General features: G+C 61.3%; 10 protein-coding genes. 7 read left to right on the top strand and 3 right to left on the bottom strand.

Annotated features, from left to right (window positions below; all coding sequences use genetic code 11):
* Nucleotides 1–9: 9 nt before the first annotated feature.
* Together AC1DU8_RS02025 and AC1DU8_RS02030 are read right to left on the bottom strand one after the other, a co-directional pair.
* Nucleotides 10–363, bottom strand: coding sequence for a hypothetical protein (locus AC1DU8_RS02025; RefSeq protein ID WP_457281286.1), 354 nt, complete (start codon nucleotides 361–363; stop codon nucleotides 10–12).
* A gap of 27 nt (nucleotides 364–390) precedes the next feature.
* A complete protein-coding gene (locus tag AC1DU8_RS02030; RefSeq protein ID WP_477666512.1) occupies nucleotides 391–1,185 on the bottom strand; it encodes an IclR family transcriptional regulator in 795 nt (264 codons plus the stop codon).
* Nucleotides 1,186–1,280: 95 nt separating this feature from the next.
* On the opposite strand from AC1DU8_RS02030, the gene AC1DU8_RS02035 reads away from it, so the two are divergent.
* From AC1DU8_RS02035 to AC1DU8_RS02065, 7 genes are all read left to right on the top strand, one after another.
* Nucleotides 1,281–1,727 carry a type II 3-dehydroquinate dehydratase gene (locus AC1DU8_RS02035; RefSeq protein ID WP_477666513.1) on the top strand — a complete coding sequence of 149 codons (447 nt, stop codon included), beginning with the start codon at nucleotides 1,281–1,283 and terminating at the stop codon, nucleotides 1,725–1,727.
* Nucleotides 1,728–1,807: 80 nt separating this feature from the next.
* Entirely contained in the window at nucleotides 1,808–2,809 is a 1,002-nt protein-coding gene (gene dctP, locus AC1DU8_RS02040; RefSeq protein ID WP_477666514.1) for a TRAP transporter substrate-binding protein DctP, read from the top strand.
* A gap of 10 nt (nucleotides 2,810–2,819) precedes the next feature.
* Complete coding sequence (locus AC1DU8_RS02045) at nucleotides 2,820–3,320, top strand: TRAP transporter small permease (RefSeq protein WP_477666515.1); 501 nt, start codon at nucleotides 2,820–2,822, stop codon at nucleotides 3,318–3,320.
* Complete coding sequence (locus tag AC1DU8_RS02050) at nucleotides 3,317–4,618, top strand: TRAP transporter large permease (protein WP_477666516.1); 1,302 nt, start codon at nucleotides 3,317–3,319, stop codon at nucleotides 4,616–4,618. The genes AC1DU8_RS02045 and AC1DU8_RS02050 overlap by 4 nt, the downstream gene beginning before the upstream one ends.
* 604 nt (nucleotides 4,619–5,222) lie before the next feature.
* Nucleotides 5,223–6,893, top strand: a complete 1,671-nt coding sequence (locus AC1DU8_RS02055; RefSeq protein WP_477689575.1) for a ShlB/FhaC/HecB family hemolysin secretion/activation protein — start codon at nucleotides 5,223–5,225, stop codon at nucleotides 6,891–6,893.
* Nucleotides 6,894–6,930: 37 nt separating this feature from the next.
* On the top strand, nucleotides 6,931–14,682 hold the full coding sequence (locus AC1DU8_RS02060; protein ID WP_477689576.1) for a hemagglutinin repeat-containing protein: 7,752 nt from the start codon (nucleotides 6,931–6,933) through the stop codon (nucleotides 14,680–14,682).
* Between the two features lie 8 nt (nucleotides 14,683–14,690).
* Complete coding sequence (locus AC1DU8_RS02065; RefSeq protein ID WP_477689577.1) at nucleotides 14,691–15,497, top strand: immunity 49 family protein; 807 nt, start codon at nucleotides 14,691–14,693, stop codon at nucleotides 15,495–15,497.
* 440 nt (nucleotides 15,498–15,937) lie between these two features.
* Here the strand turns inward: AC1DU8_RS02065 and icmF are convergent, their stop codons facing one another.
* Complete coding sequence (gene icmF, locus AC1DU8_RS02070) at nucleotides 15,938–19,261, bottom strand: fused isobutyryl-CoA mutase/GTPase IcmF (RefSeq protein WP_477666519.1); 3,324 nt, start codon at nucleotides 19,259–19,261, stop codon at nucleotides 15,938–15,940.
* Between the last annotated feature and the right edge of the window lie 27 nt (nucleotides 19,262–19,288).

Genomic DNA, 19,288 nt, shown 5'->3' on the forward strand with positions numbered 1-19,288 from the left:
GACGAAGTCCTAGCCCGCATGGCTCTGGGCCTTGTAGACCAGCCAGGAGCCCGACTTCTGCTTGCGCAGGTAGAAGCGAACCGAACAATCAAAAAAATCCACGCTGACCTCCACCGGGTCAGGGTCTTGGTTGCCGGCCAGCCGGCGAAGGCGGTTGCCGTTGGTCTGGAACGGTGTAAACCCGGTCGGTTTGACGCAGCGGCGCAGGCGGGCTTTCCAGCCGGCGTCAGTGTCCACCCCTTCGATGTACGCGTGGGTCGCTGCGATGGCCTCCGCCGGCCTGTGTTCGCACTTGATCCAGAAGGCGAACAGAGCCGCGCCGGCGAAAGGCGCGGCGAGAATGGAAATCAGGATCTTTCGCATCAGGCTGAGTCGCTCATGTTCGCCTGCTCAGCCCTTGCCCAGCGGCGGCTTGCCGAACAGAGTCGATGCGTTGCTGATAGGCCCCAGCTCCGCGCTCGCCGCTTGCAGCGCCGGCGCCAGTTCATGCGTGCGCTCGCCGGTGAGGCGCGTGCGCGGCCCCGCGATGCTGATGACGCCGATGGCCGCCTTGCGGTGGAACACCGGCACGGCCATGGCCGACATGCCCGGTGCAAACACTTCGTCGATCATCGCGTAGCCGCGTACCCGCGCCGCGTGCAGGAAGCCGAGCAGCGCCTTGATGGTGGTGGGCGCCTTGGGCCCGTATTGCGCCGGTGTGCCGAAGCCCTGTTTGCTGACGAGTTCCAGCGCGCGCTCATCGCTCAGCGTCATCAGCCACGCATGCCCGGACGAGGTGCATGACAGGCGCACGTCCATGCCCATGTCCGGGTCGTAGCGCAAGCCCGACTGCCGCTGGCCCTGCGCCTTGGCCACAAAGGTGAGGCGGTCTTCGTCGACGATGGACAGGCGCACCAGCTCGCCTGATGTTTGCGCCAGCCGTTCCAGCAGCGGCTCAGCGATGTTGACGATGCCGGCGCTGCTAAGGAAGCCCAATCCCAGCGACACCACTTTGGTCGTGAGCACGTACTCGCCCTGCTTGCGGGCCTGGCGCACATAGCCCAGGCGCTGCAGGTCCGCCAGCACGCGGTGGCAAGCGCTCAGCGGTAGGTTCAGCTCCGTCGCGATCAGCGACAGCGGCGAGCCTTGCGGGTAGTGCGCAAGGTGCTCCAGCACGGTGAAGCCGCGGTCCAGGGCATTGCTCATATCGTCATATGAAAAAAGTTTCCAGTTTGGAAAGATTGTGGCACGACGGGGCAAGAATCGGTTCGCGTCCATGAAAGGTCTCCGTGAGGAATCCCATGCAATCGAAAGTGATTTACGTCCTGAACGGGCCCAACCTCAACCTGCTAGGCGTGCGTGAGCCGCATCTCTACGGCTCCACGACGCTGGCGCAGGTAGAACAACTATGCCGCCGTGTCGCGGACGAGCTGGGTTTTACGTGCGAGTTCCGCCAGACCAACCATGAGGGCATGATGGTCGACTGGGTGCAGGAAGCCCGCGAGAAGGCCGCCGCCCTTGTCATTAACCCGGCCGGGCTGTCGTTCCGTTCCATCCCGGTGCTGGACGCTCTCAAGACGCTGGACCAGCCGATTGCCGAAGTGCATGTCACCAACATCCACCGGCGCGATGCGCTGTACCAGAACTCGCTTGTGTCGCTGGTGGCCACGGGCGTCATCTGCGGCTTTGGCCCGTTCGGCTACGAGTTGGCGCTGCGGGCGCTCGCGCAGCGCCTGACCTTTGCATAGAGCCACGTAGAGCCCGATTGCCCCACCCGGAATTTCCACGCAATTTTCATTTCATCCAAATACATCAAAGGAGACAAGCCATGAACCATTCCATCCAACTTCCGATAGCCCGGCGTACGCTGCTTGGCGCGGGCGCCACCCTGGCCGCCACCGCCGCACTGCGGGCCTGGGCCCAGACTCCCGCCACCATTCGCTTCGCTGCCGTGTTCTCCGACAAAGACATTCGCGCCGAGATGATGAACCAGTTCGCCAAGGATGTCGCCGCCGACTTCAAGGTCGAAATGCACCTGAACTCCACGCTTTTCCGCCAGGGCACCGAGCTGGTCGCGCTGCAGCGCGACAACCTGGAGGTGGGCAACATCGCGCCGCAGGACATCTCAAAGCAGGTGCCGGCCTGGTCCATCCTGACCTCGGCCTACCTGTTCCGCGACGCCAACCACCTCAACACCTTTTTCGCCAGCGAGCAGGGTGCACAGATGAAGAAGATGGTGGAAGACCAGCTGAAGGTGAAAATCCTCGGCCCGACCTTTTTCGGCACGCGACACGTCGGCCTGAAGGGCAAGAAGAAGATCAACACGCCCGCCGACCTGGCCGGTGTGAAGCTGCGCATGCCTCCCGGCGACGCCTGGCAACTGCTGGGCCGCTCGCTCGGCGCCAACCCCACGCCCATGGCCTACGCGGAGACCTACACCGGCTTGCAAACCGGCGCCATCGACGGCCAGGACAATCCCTTGCCCAACGTGCAGAACATGAAGTTCAACGAAGTGCTGGGCCAGCTGGTGCTGACCTCGCACCTGGTGGGCTTTGACGTGCTCACCGTCAACCTCAAGACCTGGGCCGGCATGTCGCCGGCAAAGCAGCGCGCCTTCCAGGCCGCGGCCGACAAGGCCATCGCCTGGAGCACGGCCGAGCACCAGAAGCGCGAGGCCGAGCTGGCGGAGAGCTTCCGCAAGGGCGGGCTCGACGTCTACGTTCCCAACATCGCCGCCTTCCGCGAGTATGCGCAGAAGGTCTACCTGGCGTCCGACGAAGCCAAGGCCTGGCCTGCCGGCATGTTGGCGCAGATCAACGCCATGAAGTGACCCGCGGCCCATGCTGACCCGAGTGTTGAAAACGCTGCACCGCTTCGCCGAAGCGGTGGCCGCCGGCCTGCTGGCCGTGATCTTCGTCGCCTTCCTGGTGCAGATCGTCATGCGCTACCTGTTCAATTGGCCGGTGGGCTGGACCGCCGAGCTGTCGCTGGTGTGCTGGCTGTGGCTGGTGCTGTGGGGCGCGGCCTTTGTGCTGAAGGACGACGAGGAGATCCGCATCGACATGATCAGCTCGCGCGGGAGTTATCGCACGCGCCGGGTGGTCGGCGGTGTCGTGGCCATCGCCATCATCGTGCTGTTCGGCATGTCGCTGCCCGGCGCGTGGAGCTATGTCACCTTCATGAAGGTCGAGAAGAGTTCCTACCTCGGCGTCCGCATGGACGTCACCTATTCCATCTACATTGTCTTCGTCGTGGCGGTCATCCTCCGCGCGGTGCGCCAGCTGATACACGGGCCCGACAAAACCACTCGCGACATGCCGTCCTCAGCGTCCGCCCTATGAACCTCACAAGTCCCTTTTCGCTGGCGATCATCGCCATCGTCGGCCTGAGCCTGCTCGGCGCGCCCATCGGCCTGGCCATGATTGCCGGCTCTGTGCTCTACCTCTACATGAAAGGCATGGACGTGGGCGCCGCCGCCGAGCAACTGCTCAACGGCACCTATTCCAGCTTCCTGCTGCTGGCTATTCCGCTGTTCATCCTGGCTGCTACGTTCATGAGTACGGGCAGCGTGATGGACAGGTTGCTGCGCTTTTGTAACGCCATCGTCGGCCGCTTCCCGGGCGGCCTGGCGCAGGTTAACGTGCTGCAGAGCGTGGTCTTCGCCAGCATGTCGGGTTCGGCCCTGGCGGACGCCGCCGGCTCGGGCAAGGTCATGCAGGTGATGATGACGCGCGAGGGCAAGTACACGCCGGGCTTCGCCGCGGCGCTGAGCGCCGTGTCGTCGGTGATAGGGCCGATACTGCCGCCATCCATCCCCATGGTGCTGTATGCGCTGGTGTCAGGCACCTCCATCGGTTACCTGTTCATCGGCGGCGTGCTGCCCGGCCTGCTGCTGGGCGTGGTGCAAATGGTGCTGATCTGGTTCCAGGCCAAGCGGCGCGGTTTCCCGGTGGAAGAGAGGGTGCCGCTGTCCGAGATGCCGCGCATCACCAAGGAGGCCTTTCCCGCGCTGATGCTGCCGGTGATCCTGCTGGGTTGCCTGTACAGCGGCATCACCACGCCGACCGAGGCGGCGGGTGTCGCGGCCGCCTACGCGCTGCTGATCTCCGCCGGCCTGTACCGCAGCATGGGCTGGCCTGACATCTACGATTCGCTGCTGTCCAGCGCGAAGATGAGCATCTCCATCGGCATGCTGATCGCCGGCGCGCTGGTGTTCAACTACGTCATCACCTCGGAGAACATCCCCACCCACCTGAGCGGCATGCTCAAAGGCATGGAAATGACACCTCTCACCTTCCTGCTGCTTGTCAATGTCATCCTGCTGTTGCTGGGGGCCTTTCTGGAAGGCTCGACCATCATTCTGATCATCCTGCCGGTGCTGCTGCCCACCGCGGTGGCACTGGGCATTGACCCGGTGCACTTCGGCGTCATGGCCGTGCTCAACATCATGATCGGGCTGGTAACGCCACCGTATGGGCTGCTGCTGTTCATGATGATGAAGATCGCCGACGTCTCCTTCTCCGAACTGATGGCGGAGGTCTGGCCCTACCTGCTCGTCATGCTCGGCGCATTGGCGCTGGTGACCTTCTGGCCGGGCATGGTGCTGTGGTTGCCGCGTATGGCGGGCTATACGGGGTGAGTCGGCGCCCAAATTGAGGCTTCAGCGCGGCTCAACACGTTTGGCCTCACGCCACGCCAGAGAAAACCAGGAACTTATCCACACCGTGAGCACCTTCTGCTCACAAAGAGTGTGAGTCCATATTCGATGGAAAACTCGGGTCAGACTTCAGTGCAATTCAACAGTGGCATCTATTGTCCGTCGCTTGTTTTCGACGATTCGGCTTCCTCAGAAACCGTTTTTGGGTAAAGCCGCCCTTAAGGTGTCTCTTCGACGACACGTTTGGGCAGAGCTTCCAAAATCTCGCTTGGCGCCACGTTTCCGCCGACCTCCCCCGTAAAGCCGATCTTTATATTAATAAGTACTCTTATTTTGTTTTTTAAGATGTGAAAGGATACAAGTAACAATCGGCAGAAGTTACAGTTTTCTTACTTCCGAGCCCCTAAGATCGCTCTCCATGCAGGGTTGCCACTCACTGTTGGGTGAAAATAGTTATTAAAAACAAGTACTTGGGAGTGGGAGCATTTTTAGCGCAGCTTCGTCAGACCGGTCGACTTCGTCGCTGGTGCTGCATCCAATCATCCGTTCTGGGTTTTCCCTGGACCGACTCGCTGTCGCGGTTGGCTTGTGGGCGCTTACCGCCGGTATTCATGCCCAACCCGACCCGCGCATTGGCGTTCAGGAGCAGCGCCGCGCGCAGGAGCGGGAGAAGGCCTTGCGGGAACAGCTTGAAACCGCGCCCGATGTGCGCCTGCGCGCCGGGCCCGAACCCGGGCAAGCCCGGCTGCCTGTTTCAGAATCGCCATGTTTTGAGATCCGCACGATCACCCTGCATGGCGAAGGTGACGCTGCGCAACGCTTTGACTGGTTGCTTGCCGCCACCTCCGGCGCCGATGCCAGCGACTCACCTTTGGGACGCTGTCTGGGCGAGCAAAGCATTGCTTTGCTCATCAAGCGTGCGCAAAACGCTTGGACGGCCCGAGGCTTTGTCACCTCACGCATCCTGGCCGAGCCGCAAGACCTCAAAAGCGGCAGCCTCACGCTGACCGTGCTTCCGGGCAGCATTCGTGCCATACGTTTTGCCCAGGGGACCAAACCCGGCACCCGGCCGAACAGCACCGCACCGGCGGAGCCCGGTGCTGTTCTGAACCTGCGCGATGTCGAGCAGGCGCTGGAAAATCTCAAGCGCGTTCCAACCGCCGAGGCCGATATCCAGATCGAGCCGGCCGAACTGCCGGGTCAGAGCGATCTGGTGGTCAGTTACAAGCAGGCCTTTCCACTGCGGCTTTCACTGTCGGCGGACGACAGCGGCGCCAAAAGCACCGGCAGCTACCAGGGCGGCCTGGCCCTGTCCTGGGACAATCCTTTGAGCCTGAACGATCTGCTGTACCTGTCGTTCAACGGTGACCAGGGCGGCGGTGAGGAAGGCGAGCGCGGCACCCGGGGGCGCACGGTGCATTACTCGGTACCCATGGGCTACTGGCTGCTTGGCGCCACCGCCAGCAAGAACCGCTATTGGCAATCTGTTACCGGCTTGAACCAGAGTTATATCTACCGCGGCACCAGCAGCAACGCCGAGCTCAAACTCTCGCGGCTGGTCTACCGGGACGCGGCGCGCAAGACCACGCTGTCCCTCGGCGCCTTCTACCGCAGTTCAAACAACTACATCGACGACACCGAAATTGAAGTTCAGCGACGCAGGGTCGGCGGCTGGCACGCCGCACTGAACCATCGCGAATTCATTGGCCAGTCCACGCTGGATACCACCCTCGCCTATAAGCGCGGCACTGGCGCCTTCAATTCTCTACCTGCGCCGGAAGAAGCGTTTGGCGAAGGTACATCGCGCTTCAGACTGGTCACGCTGGATGTCAATCTGAGCTTGCCGTTTAAAGCAGCAGGCCAAAAGCTCCGGTACAACGCCGGCGTCCGCGCTCAAGCCAACCGCAGCCCCTTGAGCCCGCAAGACCGCTTTGCCATAGGTGGGCGTTACACCGTGCGCGGCTTTGACGGTGAATCCAGCTTGATGGCCGAACGCGGCTGGTTGCTGCGCAACGACCTGGGCGTGGCATTGGGCAACAGCGGACAGGAACTGTATGCCGGGCTGGACCACGGCGAGGTCAGCGGCCCGTCGGCCGAGTTCCTGGCCGGCCGGCGCCTGACCGGTGTCGTGCTGGGTCTGCGCGGAAGCTACAAGGCCATGAGTTACGACGTCTTTATCGGTCGCCCGCTTGAGAAGCCCGAGGGTTTCGTCACAGCCAACGCTACTGCTGGCATCAGCCTGAACTACAGCTTTTGATTTTGATTAAGAGATCTTTGAGAAGAACCGCACCACCATGAACAAGAACCTGTACCGCATCGTCTTCAACCATGCACGCGGCATGCGCATGGCTGTGCAGGAAACCGCCAGCAGCTGCGGCAAGGCCACCGGATCCACACAGTCGCCTGCTGCGCAACGGCCCGACTCGTTGAGCGGCGCAACTTGCTTCAACTTCAGGGCGCTCAGTGTCGCCGTGTTCTGCGCCCTGGGCGGCTTCTCGCAGTGGCTCCCGGTCGCGCAGGCTCAGGTAGCTGCAGATCCCAGCGCCCCCGGCAGCCAGCGCCCGACCATCCTCGTGGCCCCCAATGGTGTGCCGGTGCAGAACATCACCACGCCTTCGGCTGCCGGTGTGTCAATCAACCAATTGATTTTGTTCAACGTCGGGCCCAACGGCGTCATTCTTAACAACAGCCGCACCAACGTGCAGAGCCAACTGGGCGGCTGGGTACAGGGCAACCCGTGGCTGGCCACCGGCTCTGCCGCCAAAATCGTCAACCAGATCAATTCCAGCCACCCCAGCTACATCAACGGCTATATCGAGGTGGCCGGCCAGCGCGCAGAAGTGATCATTGCCAACCCGTCGGGCATCAATGTCAATGGCGGCGGTTTCATCAACGCCAGCCGCGCTACGCTCACCACCGGAACGCCCATCATCAATGGCGGCAACCTCGAAGGTTATGTGGTCCAGAAAGGCCTGGTCAACATCAGCGGGGCCGGTCTGGACGCCAGCCGGACGGACTTCACCGGCATCATCGCGCGCGCGGCTGAGGTCAACGCCGGCATCTGGGCCAACGAGCTCAAGGTCACCACTGGCGCCAGTACGGTGGATGAGGCTCAGACCACCGCCACACCGATCGCAGGTAGCGGTGCTGCGCCTGCATTTGCACTCGACGTTGCGCTGCTCGGTGGCATGTATGCGGGCAAGATCACGCTGGTGGGCACCGAAGCAGGTGTGGGCGTGCGCAACGCCGGCAACATTGGTGCGACTGCCGGCAACGTAGTGGTAACAGTTGACGGCATGCTACAAAACACGGGCCGTATCGCCGGCTCGGCTGCCACCCGGCTGGACGCCAGTGGCGGCATCAGCAACGCGGCCAGCGGCACCATCTATTCCACCGGCGACACCAGCCTGAGCACGCGTGGCAACATCAGCAATGCTGGCCTGGTTGCGGCACAGGGCAACACTACCCTGGCAGCCACAGGCGCGGCCAGTGAAGTCAGCAGCACGGCGGGTTCGGTACTGGCAGCGGGCTTGCGGGAAGACGGTACCCTGGTTGCTGCTACCGGCGGCACCGGCGCGTTGAGCGTCAGCGCCACACAAACGATTGCGGCCCTCGGTCAAAACCTTTCTACGGGCGCGCAGAGCCTGAACGCCGGAAGCATCAATCTGGCGGGCAGCCAGAACAGCGCAGACAGCCTGAACCTGGCAGCCGGTGCAGGCGGTATTGACGCCAGCTCGGCCGTCATGGCCGTCACCCAGGGCTTGACCATCAGCACCCCTGGCCTGCTGCGCACCGACGCAGCCAAGGTGTCTGCAGGTCAGCTTACTGTGGGCGCCAGTGCCCTCAGCAATGTCGCCGGCGAAATCGTGCAGAACGATGGCAACGGCACAGGTACCGCCAACTTCACCATCGCCGGTCAGTTGAACAACACGCTGGGCCTCATCTCTGCAACCGGCACCTTGAACATCAAAGACCCGAATGCAGGCAACGACCCTGCCGTCAACGCCCCCGGCAAGACACTGGCCATCACCAACACCGGCGGCACCCTGATCGCCGGCCAAGCGCTGGTCATTGATGCCGCCAGCCTGAGCAGCGACGGCAAGGTTTTAAGCCAGGGCAGCCTCAACACCAAGCTGCTGGGCAACCATACCCACACCGCCGCAGCGCAATTTCAGGCTACCGGCAATGCGTCGCTGGAGACCACAGGCACGCTGACCAACCAGGGGCAACTGCTCGCGGGCCAGGGGCTGACGCTGAAGGCCGCCAGCCTGGACAACCAGGCCGGTGCAGAAATCCGCGGAACCGCAGTCAAGCTCGTCGCCACCGATGCCAACACATTGACCAACCGCGGCCTGATTGATGGCGTGGAAACGGTGATTGAAACCGTAACCCTCAACAACCTGGGCACCGGCCGCATTTACGGCGACCACGTCGCCATTGGTGCAACCACGCTCAACAACATCGCCGAAGGCGGGGTTGCCCCGGTAATCGCTGCTAGAAACCGCCTCGACATAGGTGCCACCACCATCAACAACGCAGAGCACGCCCTGCTGTTCAGCGGCGGAGATATGGCCATAGGCGACAGCCTGGATGGCGCCAAGCAGGCAACAGGGCAAGCCACCACCCTCAATAACGGCAGTGCCACCATTGAAGCGCTGGGCAACCTGACGATCAACGCCGCCCAGATCAACAACACCAACAATCACTTCAGCACACAGGTGGTGCCGGTGTCCAGTTCGGTGATCACCGAGTTTCAGGGCAGCGGCTCCGGCACCCGTTTCCTGGCGGGCACCCCCGGATTGACGACTTACGACGACGAGTCACTGCACCTGGCCACGCCCGATGGCGGTCGCTATGAAGCCTGGTCGATGTACCAGTACAACCGAAGCATCTCGGAGACCGTGGTCGCAGCGTCGGACCCGGGGCAGATCCTCTCGGGAGGCAGCATGACGATCAACGCCGCCAACGTCTTCAACGACAAAAGCCGCATCATCGCCGGCGGCACATTGACTGGCAACATAGGCACGCTGACCAACACTGAGGTGGCCGGTCAGCGCGTCATCACCGACGCTGGAATGGTCTATCACTACTGGAGAAACCACCGAAGTGGCCGCGACGACACCGGCACCGCCTCCGCCGGCTACAACCCGGGGAGTGCCGTGCAAGGCATCAACCTGACCCCCACGGTCTACCTGCAAAACACCGCGCCCGCTGGAACAGGCACCAGCATCAATGCCCGCACACTGGTCTCGCTTGGGCAAGGCGCCAGCGTGGCCACCAACAATCCCAACACCGCCGTACCCAACAACAGCCTGTTTCGCATCAACCCCAACGCCGCAGGCAACTTCCTGATCGAGACCGACCCACGCTTTGCCAACTACCGCCTGTGGCTCAGCAGCGACTACATGCTGCAGCAACTGGGCCTGGATCCCACCCTTACCCAAAAGCGCCTGGGCGACGGCTTTTATGAACAAAAGCTCATCCGCGAGCAGGTGGCTGAACTCACAGGCCGGCGTTTCCTCGACGGCTACCAGAGCGACGAAGCCCAATACCAGGCGTTGATGAACAACAGCGTGACCTTTGCCCAGCAGTACAGCCTGCGCCCCGGCATTGCCCTGAGTGCCGCGCAGATGGCGCAACTGACCAGCGACATCGTCTGGCTGGTCGAACGAGAAGTCACCCTGGCCGATGGCACTAAAGTCAAAGCTCTGGTGCCCCAGCTGTATGTCAAGGTCAAAGACGGCGACCTCACCGGCGACGGCGCCCTGATCTCGGCCGGCGCCACCAACCTCAACCTGAGTGGCGATGTGCTGAACAGCGGCACCATCGCAGGCCGAACCGCTGTCGTCCTCAACGCCCAGAACGTACAAAATCTTGCCGGCCGCATCCGCGGCGCCAGTGTGGCGGTAGCGGCCACCAACGACCTGAACAACATCGGCGGGCAAATCATCGCCGCAGATACGCTGACGGCAACGGCAGGGCGCGACCTCAATGTGGCCAGCACCACCAGCACCCAGACCGGCGGCACCGGCAACCGCACCAACATAGACCGCGTGGCCGGCCTGTACGTGACCAACCCCGGCGGCACCCTGGTTGCCAGCGCCGGGCGCGACATCAACCTCATCGCCGCCGAGCTGATCAACAACGCCCCCACCGCAGCCGGCCAGCCCGCAGGCAGCACCCTGATCGCCGCCGGGCGCGACCTCAACCTGGGCACAGTGACAGAGGCCAGCAACAACACCATCATCTGGAACTCCAACAACAACCGCAAGGACAGCCAGAGCGCCGAAGTGGGCACCGTCATTCAAGGCAATGGCAGCGTCAGGCTTGCCGCGGGGACAGACCTCAACGCCCGGGCTGCAACGGTGCAAGCAGGTGCGGCCCTGGTGGCCACCGCAGGCAATAACATTAATATCACGGCCGGGCAGAGCAGCCAGAGCGTGGACGAGAACCACCAGTACACCAGCAAGGGGCTCTTCTCCAAAAAGACCACCACGACGGGCCAGACGTTGGACCGCACCGACATGCAGGCCAGCAACTTCTCCGGTGGCAGCGTCACGATAGGCGCGGGCGTGGATGTGAACGTGCAAGCGAGCAACCTGAACGCAGCCAACGCCCTGACGATTGCAGCGGGCAGAGACGTCAACCTCACCGAGGGGCACAACACCCTGGCTGTGAGCCAGTTCAGCGAGACCCGAAAAAACTCCACCGGGCTGGGCAAGGTCGTTGGCGGAACACTCATGGCCACCGGTGCCGTGACGTTTGGCGCCGCCGTGCTTACCAAGAGCAGCAGCGAGCAACAAGCAAAAATGACCAGCAGCACAGCAGTGGGCAGTACGCTCAGCGCCGGCAGCATCGCCAGCAGCAGCGGGCGCGACACCACGCTGCGCGCCGCCACGCTGGTGGCCGATGGCGACATTGCCATCGCAGCTGCGCGAGACCTGAGCATCGTCAGCGCGCAAAACAATCAGACCTTTGAAACCGCGTCTTCCACAAAAAAATCCGGCATGGTCGGCACCATCCTTCAGCCGGCGCTGGGCACCCTCCAGAAAAGCCAGGACGAAACCGGCAAGAGCACCAGCCAGGTGGGCTCCACCGTCGCCAGCCTGGGCGGCAACGTCGATCTGCGCGCCGGGCAAACCTACACCCAAACCGCCAGCCAGGTTCTGGCCCTCGCCCAGCCCGGCACAGGCGGGGCTGGCAACGTCGGCAACATCGACATTGAGGCCAGGAACGTCCTGATCAAAGAGGCCTACAACACCGGCAGCTCTGTTGCCACCGAAAAAACCAGCCAGCAATCGATCGGCGGTAGCGTCTCCATCCCCATCGTGGATGCCATCAAAAGCCTGAATAGCGTCGCCAAGTCTTCCAGCCAGACAGAAGACCCCCGCATGAAAGCCCTGGCCGCAGCAACGATGGCCATGCAGGCAAAAGCCGCAGCAGACATGGCGACGGCAGCAGCAGCGGGCAACCTGGGTGGCTTCAAAGTTAGTGTCAGCATCTCCAGCACCAAAACCCAGAGCACCAGCGAGCAAAGCTACAGCCAGGCCCAGGGCAGCACCGTGGGCGCCGGCGGCAATGTCACCATCAACGCCAGCGGCCAGCCCAGCCAGGGCCAGGGCAACATCACCATCATCGGCAGCGACATCAGCGCAGGCCAAAACGTCGACATCAACGCCGAAGGCCAGCTGGACATACTTGCCGCCAAAAGCGCAAGCGCCCAGCACAGCACCAACAGCTCCCAGGGCACCAGCGTAGGCATAGGCTTTGCCGTGGGCGGTGCACAAAACGGCTTCACCCTGGAGCTGGCCGCCAGCAAAGCCCGCGGCAATGCCGATGGCAATGACACCGGCTACACCAACAGCCACATCACCGGCGGCAGCAGTGCCGGCGACACCGTCACCCTCAAAAGCGGGAGCGACACCATCCTCAAAGGCGCAGTGATTGCCGCTGACACCGTCAAAGCCGAGGTAGGCGGCAACCTGAACATCGAAAGCCTGCAGGACAGCGCCACCTTCGACGCCAAACAAAACAACTCCGGCTTTAGTTTGAGCCTGTGCATACCGCCCTTCTGCTACGGCACCAGCACAGGCAGCGTCAGCGCCGGCAAAAGCAAGATCGGCAGCGACTTCCAAAGCGTTGCCGAGCAAAGCGGCATCAAGGCAGGAGACGGAGGCTTCCAGGTCGACGTAGCAGGCAACACCGCCTTGAAAGGCAGCGTGATTGCCAGTACAGACTACGCCGTCGATACCGGCGCCAACAGCTTCACCACCGGTGGCGCCTTGAGCATCAGCGACATCCAGAACCAGGCCGCCTACAAAGGCAGCGCCTACAGCGTGACCGTGGGCAGCAGCGCCGGCACCAGCAGCGCCGGCATCGGCAAAGACAAGGCGGATGTCAGCAGCACCAGCAGCAGCGGTATCTCGGGCATTGCAGGTAATACCGCTGTCAGAAGTACCGATGCCGAGACGGGTATCAAACCCATCTTTGATGCGGCCAAAGTCCAAAACGAAATCAATGCGCAGGTGGCAATAACGCAGGCCTTCAGCAGGGAAGCGCCCAAGGCGGTGGCCGACTTTGCAGCCAAGCAGGGCAAAGACCTCAAAGAGCAAGCCAAAGCAGAGCAGGATGCAGGAAAGAAAGCCGCACTGCTGGCCGAAGCATCCAAGTGGGAAGAAGGTGGTATCTACCGCATTGCCCTGCACACGGCGGCAGGCGCGCTGAGCGGTGGCCTGAGCGGGGCGGCAGGCGCGGCAGCCAGCGCCAGCGCGGCCAACCTGATGAACGACTTCCAGGACGGCGTTCAGCAGGGCTTGCAGAACGCAGGTTTGAGTGAAGGGGCAGCGAAGACCATTGCGCAAGGGGTTGCTGGTTTGACAGCTGCGGGGGTGGGTGCGGCCTTCGGTAGTGCGCAGGGGGCCGCTACTGCTTTTACTGTGGATGCCAATAATCGGCAGTTGCATCCCAATGAGCGAAGCCTGATCGAAAAGTTGGCTAAAGATAAGGCGAAGCAGGAGTGTCGTGGCAACTCAGCATGCGAAATATCCAGTGCCGTCAAGTGGACTGATTTGATGGAGCGTGCGGCCGAAGGTCAAACCGATTCCCGCGAATACGACAAAAACCTTCACTACCTCACTGCGTTGGCTCAAACTGCAGCGCAGCCTGGCAGCGAAGGAGCTTTGGGAGGTGTTGAAAAATATCTGAACGACCTTAAAACAGCACAGCTTTTGCTTGCGCCCTACACAGGGCAGCCCATAAGCGTGAACGGCCAAATCATGACCGCAAACGGGGCGCAACAAACCTACTTCAGCGCAACGGCCGAGCAGCGTGCTAACCCTTACGCCAACACATTCTTGGGCCAGCTACCCAGCTCTATAGCTGCGGGCATGGATCAACGCGACCAGACGCGACTGGAGCAACTGATTGCGCTGAACGGCGCGGCGACACCCAGCTACCCTGTCGAAGAATTCGTACTCGGCGGGGCGATCGGTAGCCGCGCGCTAACCACGCTCGGTCGGGCTTTGGGTGAAGTAGATGTATTTCTAGCTGGCCGTGCGACCGCATCCAGTGGGGGTAACATCAGCACAAAACAAATCACAGAAGAAGCATTGCCCGTGCGCTTGAGCGCAGTGGAGCAAGCCACTCTGCGCCAGCTTGACAGCTTACCTAACACCAACGCACAAGGTCTATTGCGCGAGTACATTGCGGACAGCTACTTCGCTCGAAACGGCTTTACGCAGTTAGAAGGAAAGTGCGGCAGTGGCAATTGCTTTGACGGGGTATATGTCAAAGGCGACAAGGTCTACATCAATGAGGTTAAGCCGCTCAATGCGAATGGGTCGATTAAATTGAGTGGACCGTCGGGAAGTATGGATACGCAGATGACGGACGACTGGATTAAGAGCGCGATAGCAAGACTAGAAAACGGAACCGCTCAACAGAAGGTAGTCGCAGCCAAAATTCAAACTTCTTTCAACGATCAAACCTTGGTAAAGGTTGTTACCGGCGTCAATGCCAATGGCATGACCATCGTGAAGCTAAGGTGAAATTCCTCATGCTCAAAAATGCCAACGAAAATGCACAAAATCTTGCCGAGATCTCTAAAGAAAGAATGCCGGGGTTAATCAACAAAATCAGGTTTCGCATCAAACCGATCGACTTGCGCGCTTGTTATAGCTCGCTAAGTCACGATCATCTAAGAATTGGCATCTTCGATTACTTTGTGGAGGGCAATTTGCAAAGTTTCAAGCAGCATATGCATGTCGCTTGCAAGCTAGAGTTGGCTGCGATTGCCTTGGATAGCTATCAAAAATTTTCGATTGGCAAAGAAATCTACTATGCGCTCTTGTCCGACAATCCGAAAATCATCGATGCCATGGCAAGCCTGGAACCTCCGGACTTCATGAGGAATCGAAGCAATCCACTTAATTCACACTTCAAAGTACACATGTGGCAGCTAGCCATTTTGGGTGACTACGAAGCCTTGCAAGCCAAAGTAGAGAAACTTGTCAAGCATGGTCGCAAAATTGATCGGCAGTTCGCTACCGACGGCGGGGATTTCTTTTCGTTGTTGATGCGGCGCGATAAAAATGGGCTTGAAAACCTAATTTTGCGAGACGCAGTTAAGCAAACAGGTGATCCTTTGGTAGAGGACTTGATAGCTGAGATGAGCACCTACTGCGCCAAACTCTGCTGGCTCAAAGGAATTCCCGTGCAGATCGACTGCCCGCTCGTACCTATGGAACTCATGCCCAACCAGCCACTGGAGCACTACGACGATGTGTACGACTTTCTCCAGCCCGGGTGGATTCCGCCACCACAGGGGGTGATGGCAAAGATTTCACATTGGATTCATAAATAAACCAACCGACACTCAAGCGGAGCGCATCCTCTGCATGCAGTGAATACGAAGGAGAATAAAGCGGCGAACGACACCGAAATCTACGGTTCAGCTGTCTTCGTAGCCGTTGTCCTGAGTGCTCTTGGTGAAGGTATTGCACGATGGGGGCTGTGAGTCTCTCTGGCAGCAAAAGTGCCGCCAGCAGGAACTAGTCCGCCGCCCTGTCTTACAGGCCCCTTAGTGCATTTCCGTACACAAAATCTGGTCCTGGCCCTTATGCTACTTGCGTAAGCAGCTATGAATTTAATAGCGAATCACAGGCCACATCTTCCGCCTCGTTGTGCCTGCAACAAAGTCATCGCCCCAGCTCCGCAGGACAGCCAGCGAGACATTCCCGTCGCCAAAAACTCCACGCGCAGCACGGCAACAACGGCTTCCCGCGGAGCCATGCCGAGCAATATTCACATATTGCGCCGGTACTGCCCGCCCACCTCAAACAGCGCGTGGGTGATCTGCCCCAACGAGCAGACCCGCACGGCTTCCATCAGCACCTCGAAGACGTTGAGGTTTTCGATCACGGCCTGCTGCAGGCGTTTGAGCATGGCGGGTGATTCGGTCGCGTGGCGGCGGTGGAAGTCGTCCAGGCGCTTGAGCTGGCTTTGTTTTTCTTCTTCGGTGGAGCGCGCGAGTTCCAGCTTGTCCTGCACCGCATCGCCGTGCGGGTTGCGGAAGGTGTTCACACCGATGATGGGCAGCTCGCCGGTGTGTTTGAGCATCTCGTAGTGCATGGACTCGTCCTGGATGCGGCCGCGCTGGTAACCGGTTTCCATCGCGCCCAGCACGCCGCCGCGTTCGGCGATGCGTTCGAACTCCAGCAGCACGGCTTCTTCGAGCAGCTCGGTGAGCTCCTCGATGATGAAAGCGCCCTGTGAAGGATTTTCATTCTTGGCCAGGCCCCATTCGCGGTTGATGATGAGCTGGATGGCCATGGCGCGGCGCACCGATTCTTCGGTGGGCGTGGTGATGGCTTCGTCAAACGCGTTGGTGTGCAGCGAGTTGCAGTTGTCGTAGATGGCGATCAGCGCCTGCAGCGTGGTGCGTATGTCGTTGAACTGGATTTCCTGCGCGTGCAGGCTGCGGCCCGAGGTCTGGATATGGTATTTCAGCTTCTGGCTGCGTTCGTTGGCGCCGTATTTTTCTTTCATGGCCACGGCCCAGATTCGGCGCGCGACGCGGCCCATCACGGTGTATTCCGGGTCCATGCCGTTGCTGAAGAAGAAGCTGAGGTTGGGCGCAAAGTCGTCGATGTGCATGCCGCGCGCGAGGTAGGCTTCAACAAAGGTGAAACCGTTGGACAGCGTGAAGGCCAGCTGGCTGATCGGGTTGGCGCCAGCTTCGGCGATGTGGTAACCGCTGATGGAGACGCTGTAGAAGTTGCGCACCCGGTTGTGCACAAAGTACTGGGCGATGTCGCCCATGACTTTCAGGCTGAATTCGGTCGAGAAGATGCAGGTATTCTGGCCCTGGTCTTCTTTCAGGATGTCTGCCTGCACCGTGCCGCGCACGTTTTCTTGCACCCATTCGCGAATCTTGGCAGCCTCGGTCGCCGTCGGGTCGCGGCCGTTGTCTTTTTTGAACTTGTCGAGGTTCTGGTCGATGGCCGTGTTCATGAACATGGCCAGAATCGTCGGCGCCGGGCCGTTGATGGTCATCGAGACCGAGGTCGAGGGGTTGCACAAGTCAAAGCCGTCGTACAGCACCTTCATGTCGTCCAGCGTGGCGATGGAGACGCCTGAGTTGCCGACCTTGCCGTAGATGTCGGGCCGCAGCGCCGGGTCGTTGCCGTAGAGCGTGACCGAATCAAACGCAGTGGACAGGCGCTTGGCGGCCATGCCTTCGCTGAGCAGCTTGAAGCGGGTGTTGGTGCGGAAAGGATCTCCTTCGCCGGCGAACATGCGGGTCGGGTCCTCGCCCTCGCGCTTGAAAGCAAAGGTGCCGGCGGTGTAGGGGTAGCTGCCGGGTACGTTGTCCAGCATCAGCCATTTGAGGATTTCGCCGTGGTCTTCGTACTGCGGCAAGGCCACCTTGCGAATGGTGGTTCCTGAGAGGGATTTGGTGGTCAGCGCGGTACGGATTTCCTTGTCGCGAATTTTCACCACGTATTCGTCGCCGGCGTAAGCAGTCTGCATGTCGGGCCATTGGGCGAGCAGGGCGCGCGCGTCGGCATCAATGCGGGCCTTGCGGTGGCCGGCCAGGTCCAGCGCGGCTTCGGCGGCGGGCGCGCGGTCGGGCTTGTCGATCTTGAGCATGGCGGCGGCGGCTTTGAGTTGCTGCACCTCGCGCGCCAGCTGAGCCTGCGCGCGGGCGCGCTTTTTGTAGCCGCGCACCGTGTCGCTGATCTCGGCCAGGTAGCGCGTACGCGCGGCCGGCACCACAGGCGTCTGATTGGTGCTGTGGCGGACCTCTGCGGCGGGCAGCATGCCAGCCTCAAGCGCCAGGCCCAGCGCGGCCAGGCGTGGTTTGAGCGCCTGGTAGAGCGCGGTCACGCCGTCGTCGTTGAAGCGCGCGGCCATGGTGCCGAACACCGGCATCTTGTCGGCCGGCGTGCCCCAGGCTTCCCTGTTGCGCTGCACCTGTTTGGAGACGTCGCGCAAGGCATCGAGTGAGCCCTTGCGGTCGAACTTGTTGATGGCGACGAACTCGGCGAAGTCCAGCATGTCGATTTTTTCGAGCTGGCTGGCTGCGCCGAACTCGGGCGTCATCACGTACATGGGCACGTCCACATGCGGCACGATGGCGGCGTCGCCCTGGCCTATGCCGGAAGTTTCGACCACGATCAGGTCAAAGCCTGCACATTTGCAGGCGGCGATCACGTCGGGCAGCGCTTGGCTGATTTCAGAGCCGAAGTCGCGTGTGGCCAGCGAGCGCATGAACACGCGTTGTCCGCTGTCGGCGTTCTTCTGACCAGCCAGGGGAACAGTCCAGGGATTGATGGCGTTCATGCGGATGCGGTCACCCAGCAGCGCGCCACCACTCTTGCGGCGTGATGGATCAATGCTGATGACTGCCACGCGCAATTTGTCGTTCTGGTCCAGGCGCAGGCGGCGTATCAACTCGTCGGTCAATGAAGACTTGCCGGCGCCGCCAGTGCCCGTAATCCCCAGCACAGGGATCTTGCAGGTGGAGGCCTGCGTGCGGACTTTGTCCACCAGTGCCGCGTCGGCCTTGCCATTCTCCAGCGCCGTGATCAACTGCGCCAGCGCCCGCCAGTTCATCTCTCCGTGGCCTTCAATGGCCGTGACGTTCTTGGGCGCGAAACTGGTCAGGTCTTTGTCGCAGCGCATGACCATCTCGCCGATCATGCCGGCCAGGCCCATCTTCTGGCCGTCTTCGGGGCTGTAGATGCGGGTGACGCCGTAAGCATGCAGCTCGCGGATTTCGGGCGGCACGATGACGCCGCCGCCCCCGCCGAACACCTGGATGTGTTCGCCGCCGCGGCTTTTGAGCAGGTCGACCATGTACTTGAAGTACTCGACATGCCCGCCCTGGTAGGAGCTGATGGCGATGCCTTGCGCGTCCTCCTGCAGGGCGGCTGTGACCACTTCGTCCACGCTGCGGTTGTGGCCCAGGTGGATGACCTCCGCGCCCATGCTCTGCAGGATGCGCCGCATGATGTTGATGGCGGCATCATGACCGTCAAAGAGGCTGGCCGCCGTGATGAAGCGCACTTTGTGAGTGGGGCGGTAGCTGGCGAGCGCTTTGTATTCAGCGGACATGTCGGTCATGGTTGTCTCCGGGCGGCGGTTGGACCG

The sequence above is a fragment of the Polaromonas sp. P3_A5 genome (assembly GCF_056403055.1).

What these genes read in the sequence shown, in the direction of transcription:
- AC1DU8_RS02025 (WP_457281286.1), bottom strand. Translation starts at nt 363, where the DNA reads ATGCGAAAGATCCTGATTTCCATTCTCGCCGCGCCTTTCGCCGGCGCG.
- AC1DU8_RS02030 (WP_477666512.1), bottom strand. Translation starts at nt 1,185, where the DNA reads ATGAGCAATGCCCTGGACCGCGGCTTCACCGTGCTGGAGCACCTTGCG.
- AC1DU8_RS02035 (WP_477666513.1), top strand. Translation starts at nt 1,281, where the DNA reads ATGCAATCGAAAGTGATTTACGTCCTGAACGGGCCCAACCTCAACCTG.
- dctP (WP_477666514.1), top strand. Translation starts at nt 1,808, where the DNA reads ATGAACCATTCCATCCAACTTCCGATAGCCCGGCGTACGCTGCTTGGC.
- AC1DU8_RS02045 (WP_477666515.1), top strand. Translation starts at nt 2,820, where the DNA reads ATGCTGACCCGAGTGTTGAAAACGCTGCACCGCTTCGCCGAAGCGGTG.
- AC1DU8_RS02050 (WP_477666516.1), top strand. Translation starts at nt 3,317, where the DNA reads ATGAACCTCACAAGTCCCTTTTCGCTGGCGATCATCGCCATCGTCGGC.
- AC1DU8_RS02060 (WP_477689576.1), top strand. Translation starts at nt 6,931, where the DNA reads ATGAACAAGAACCTGTACCGCATCGTCTTCAACCATGCACGCGGCATG.
- AC1DU8_RS02065 (WP_477689577.1), top strand. Translation starts at nt 14,691, where the DNA reads ATGCTCAAAAATGCCAACGAAAATGCACAAAATCTTGCCGAGATCTCT.
- icmF (WP_477666519.1), bottom strand. Translation starts at nt 19,261, where the DNA reads ATGACCGACATGTCCGCTGAATACAAAGCGCTCGCCAGCTACCGCCCC.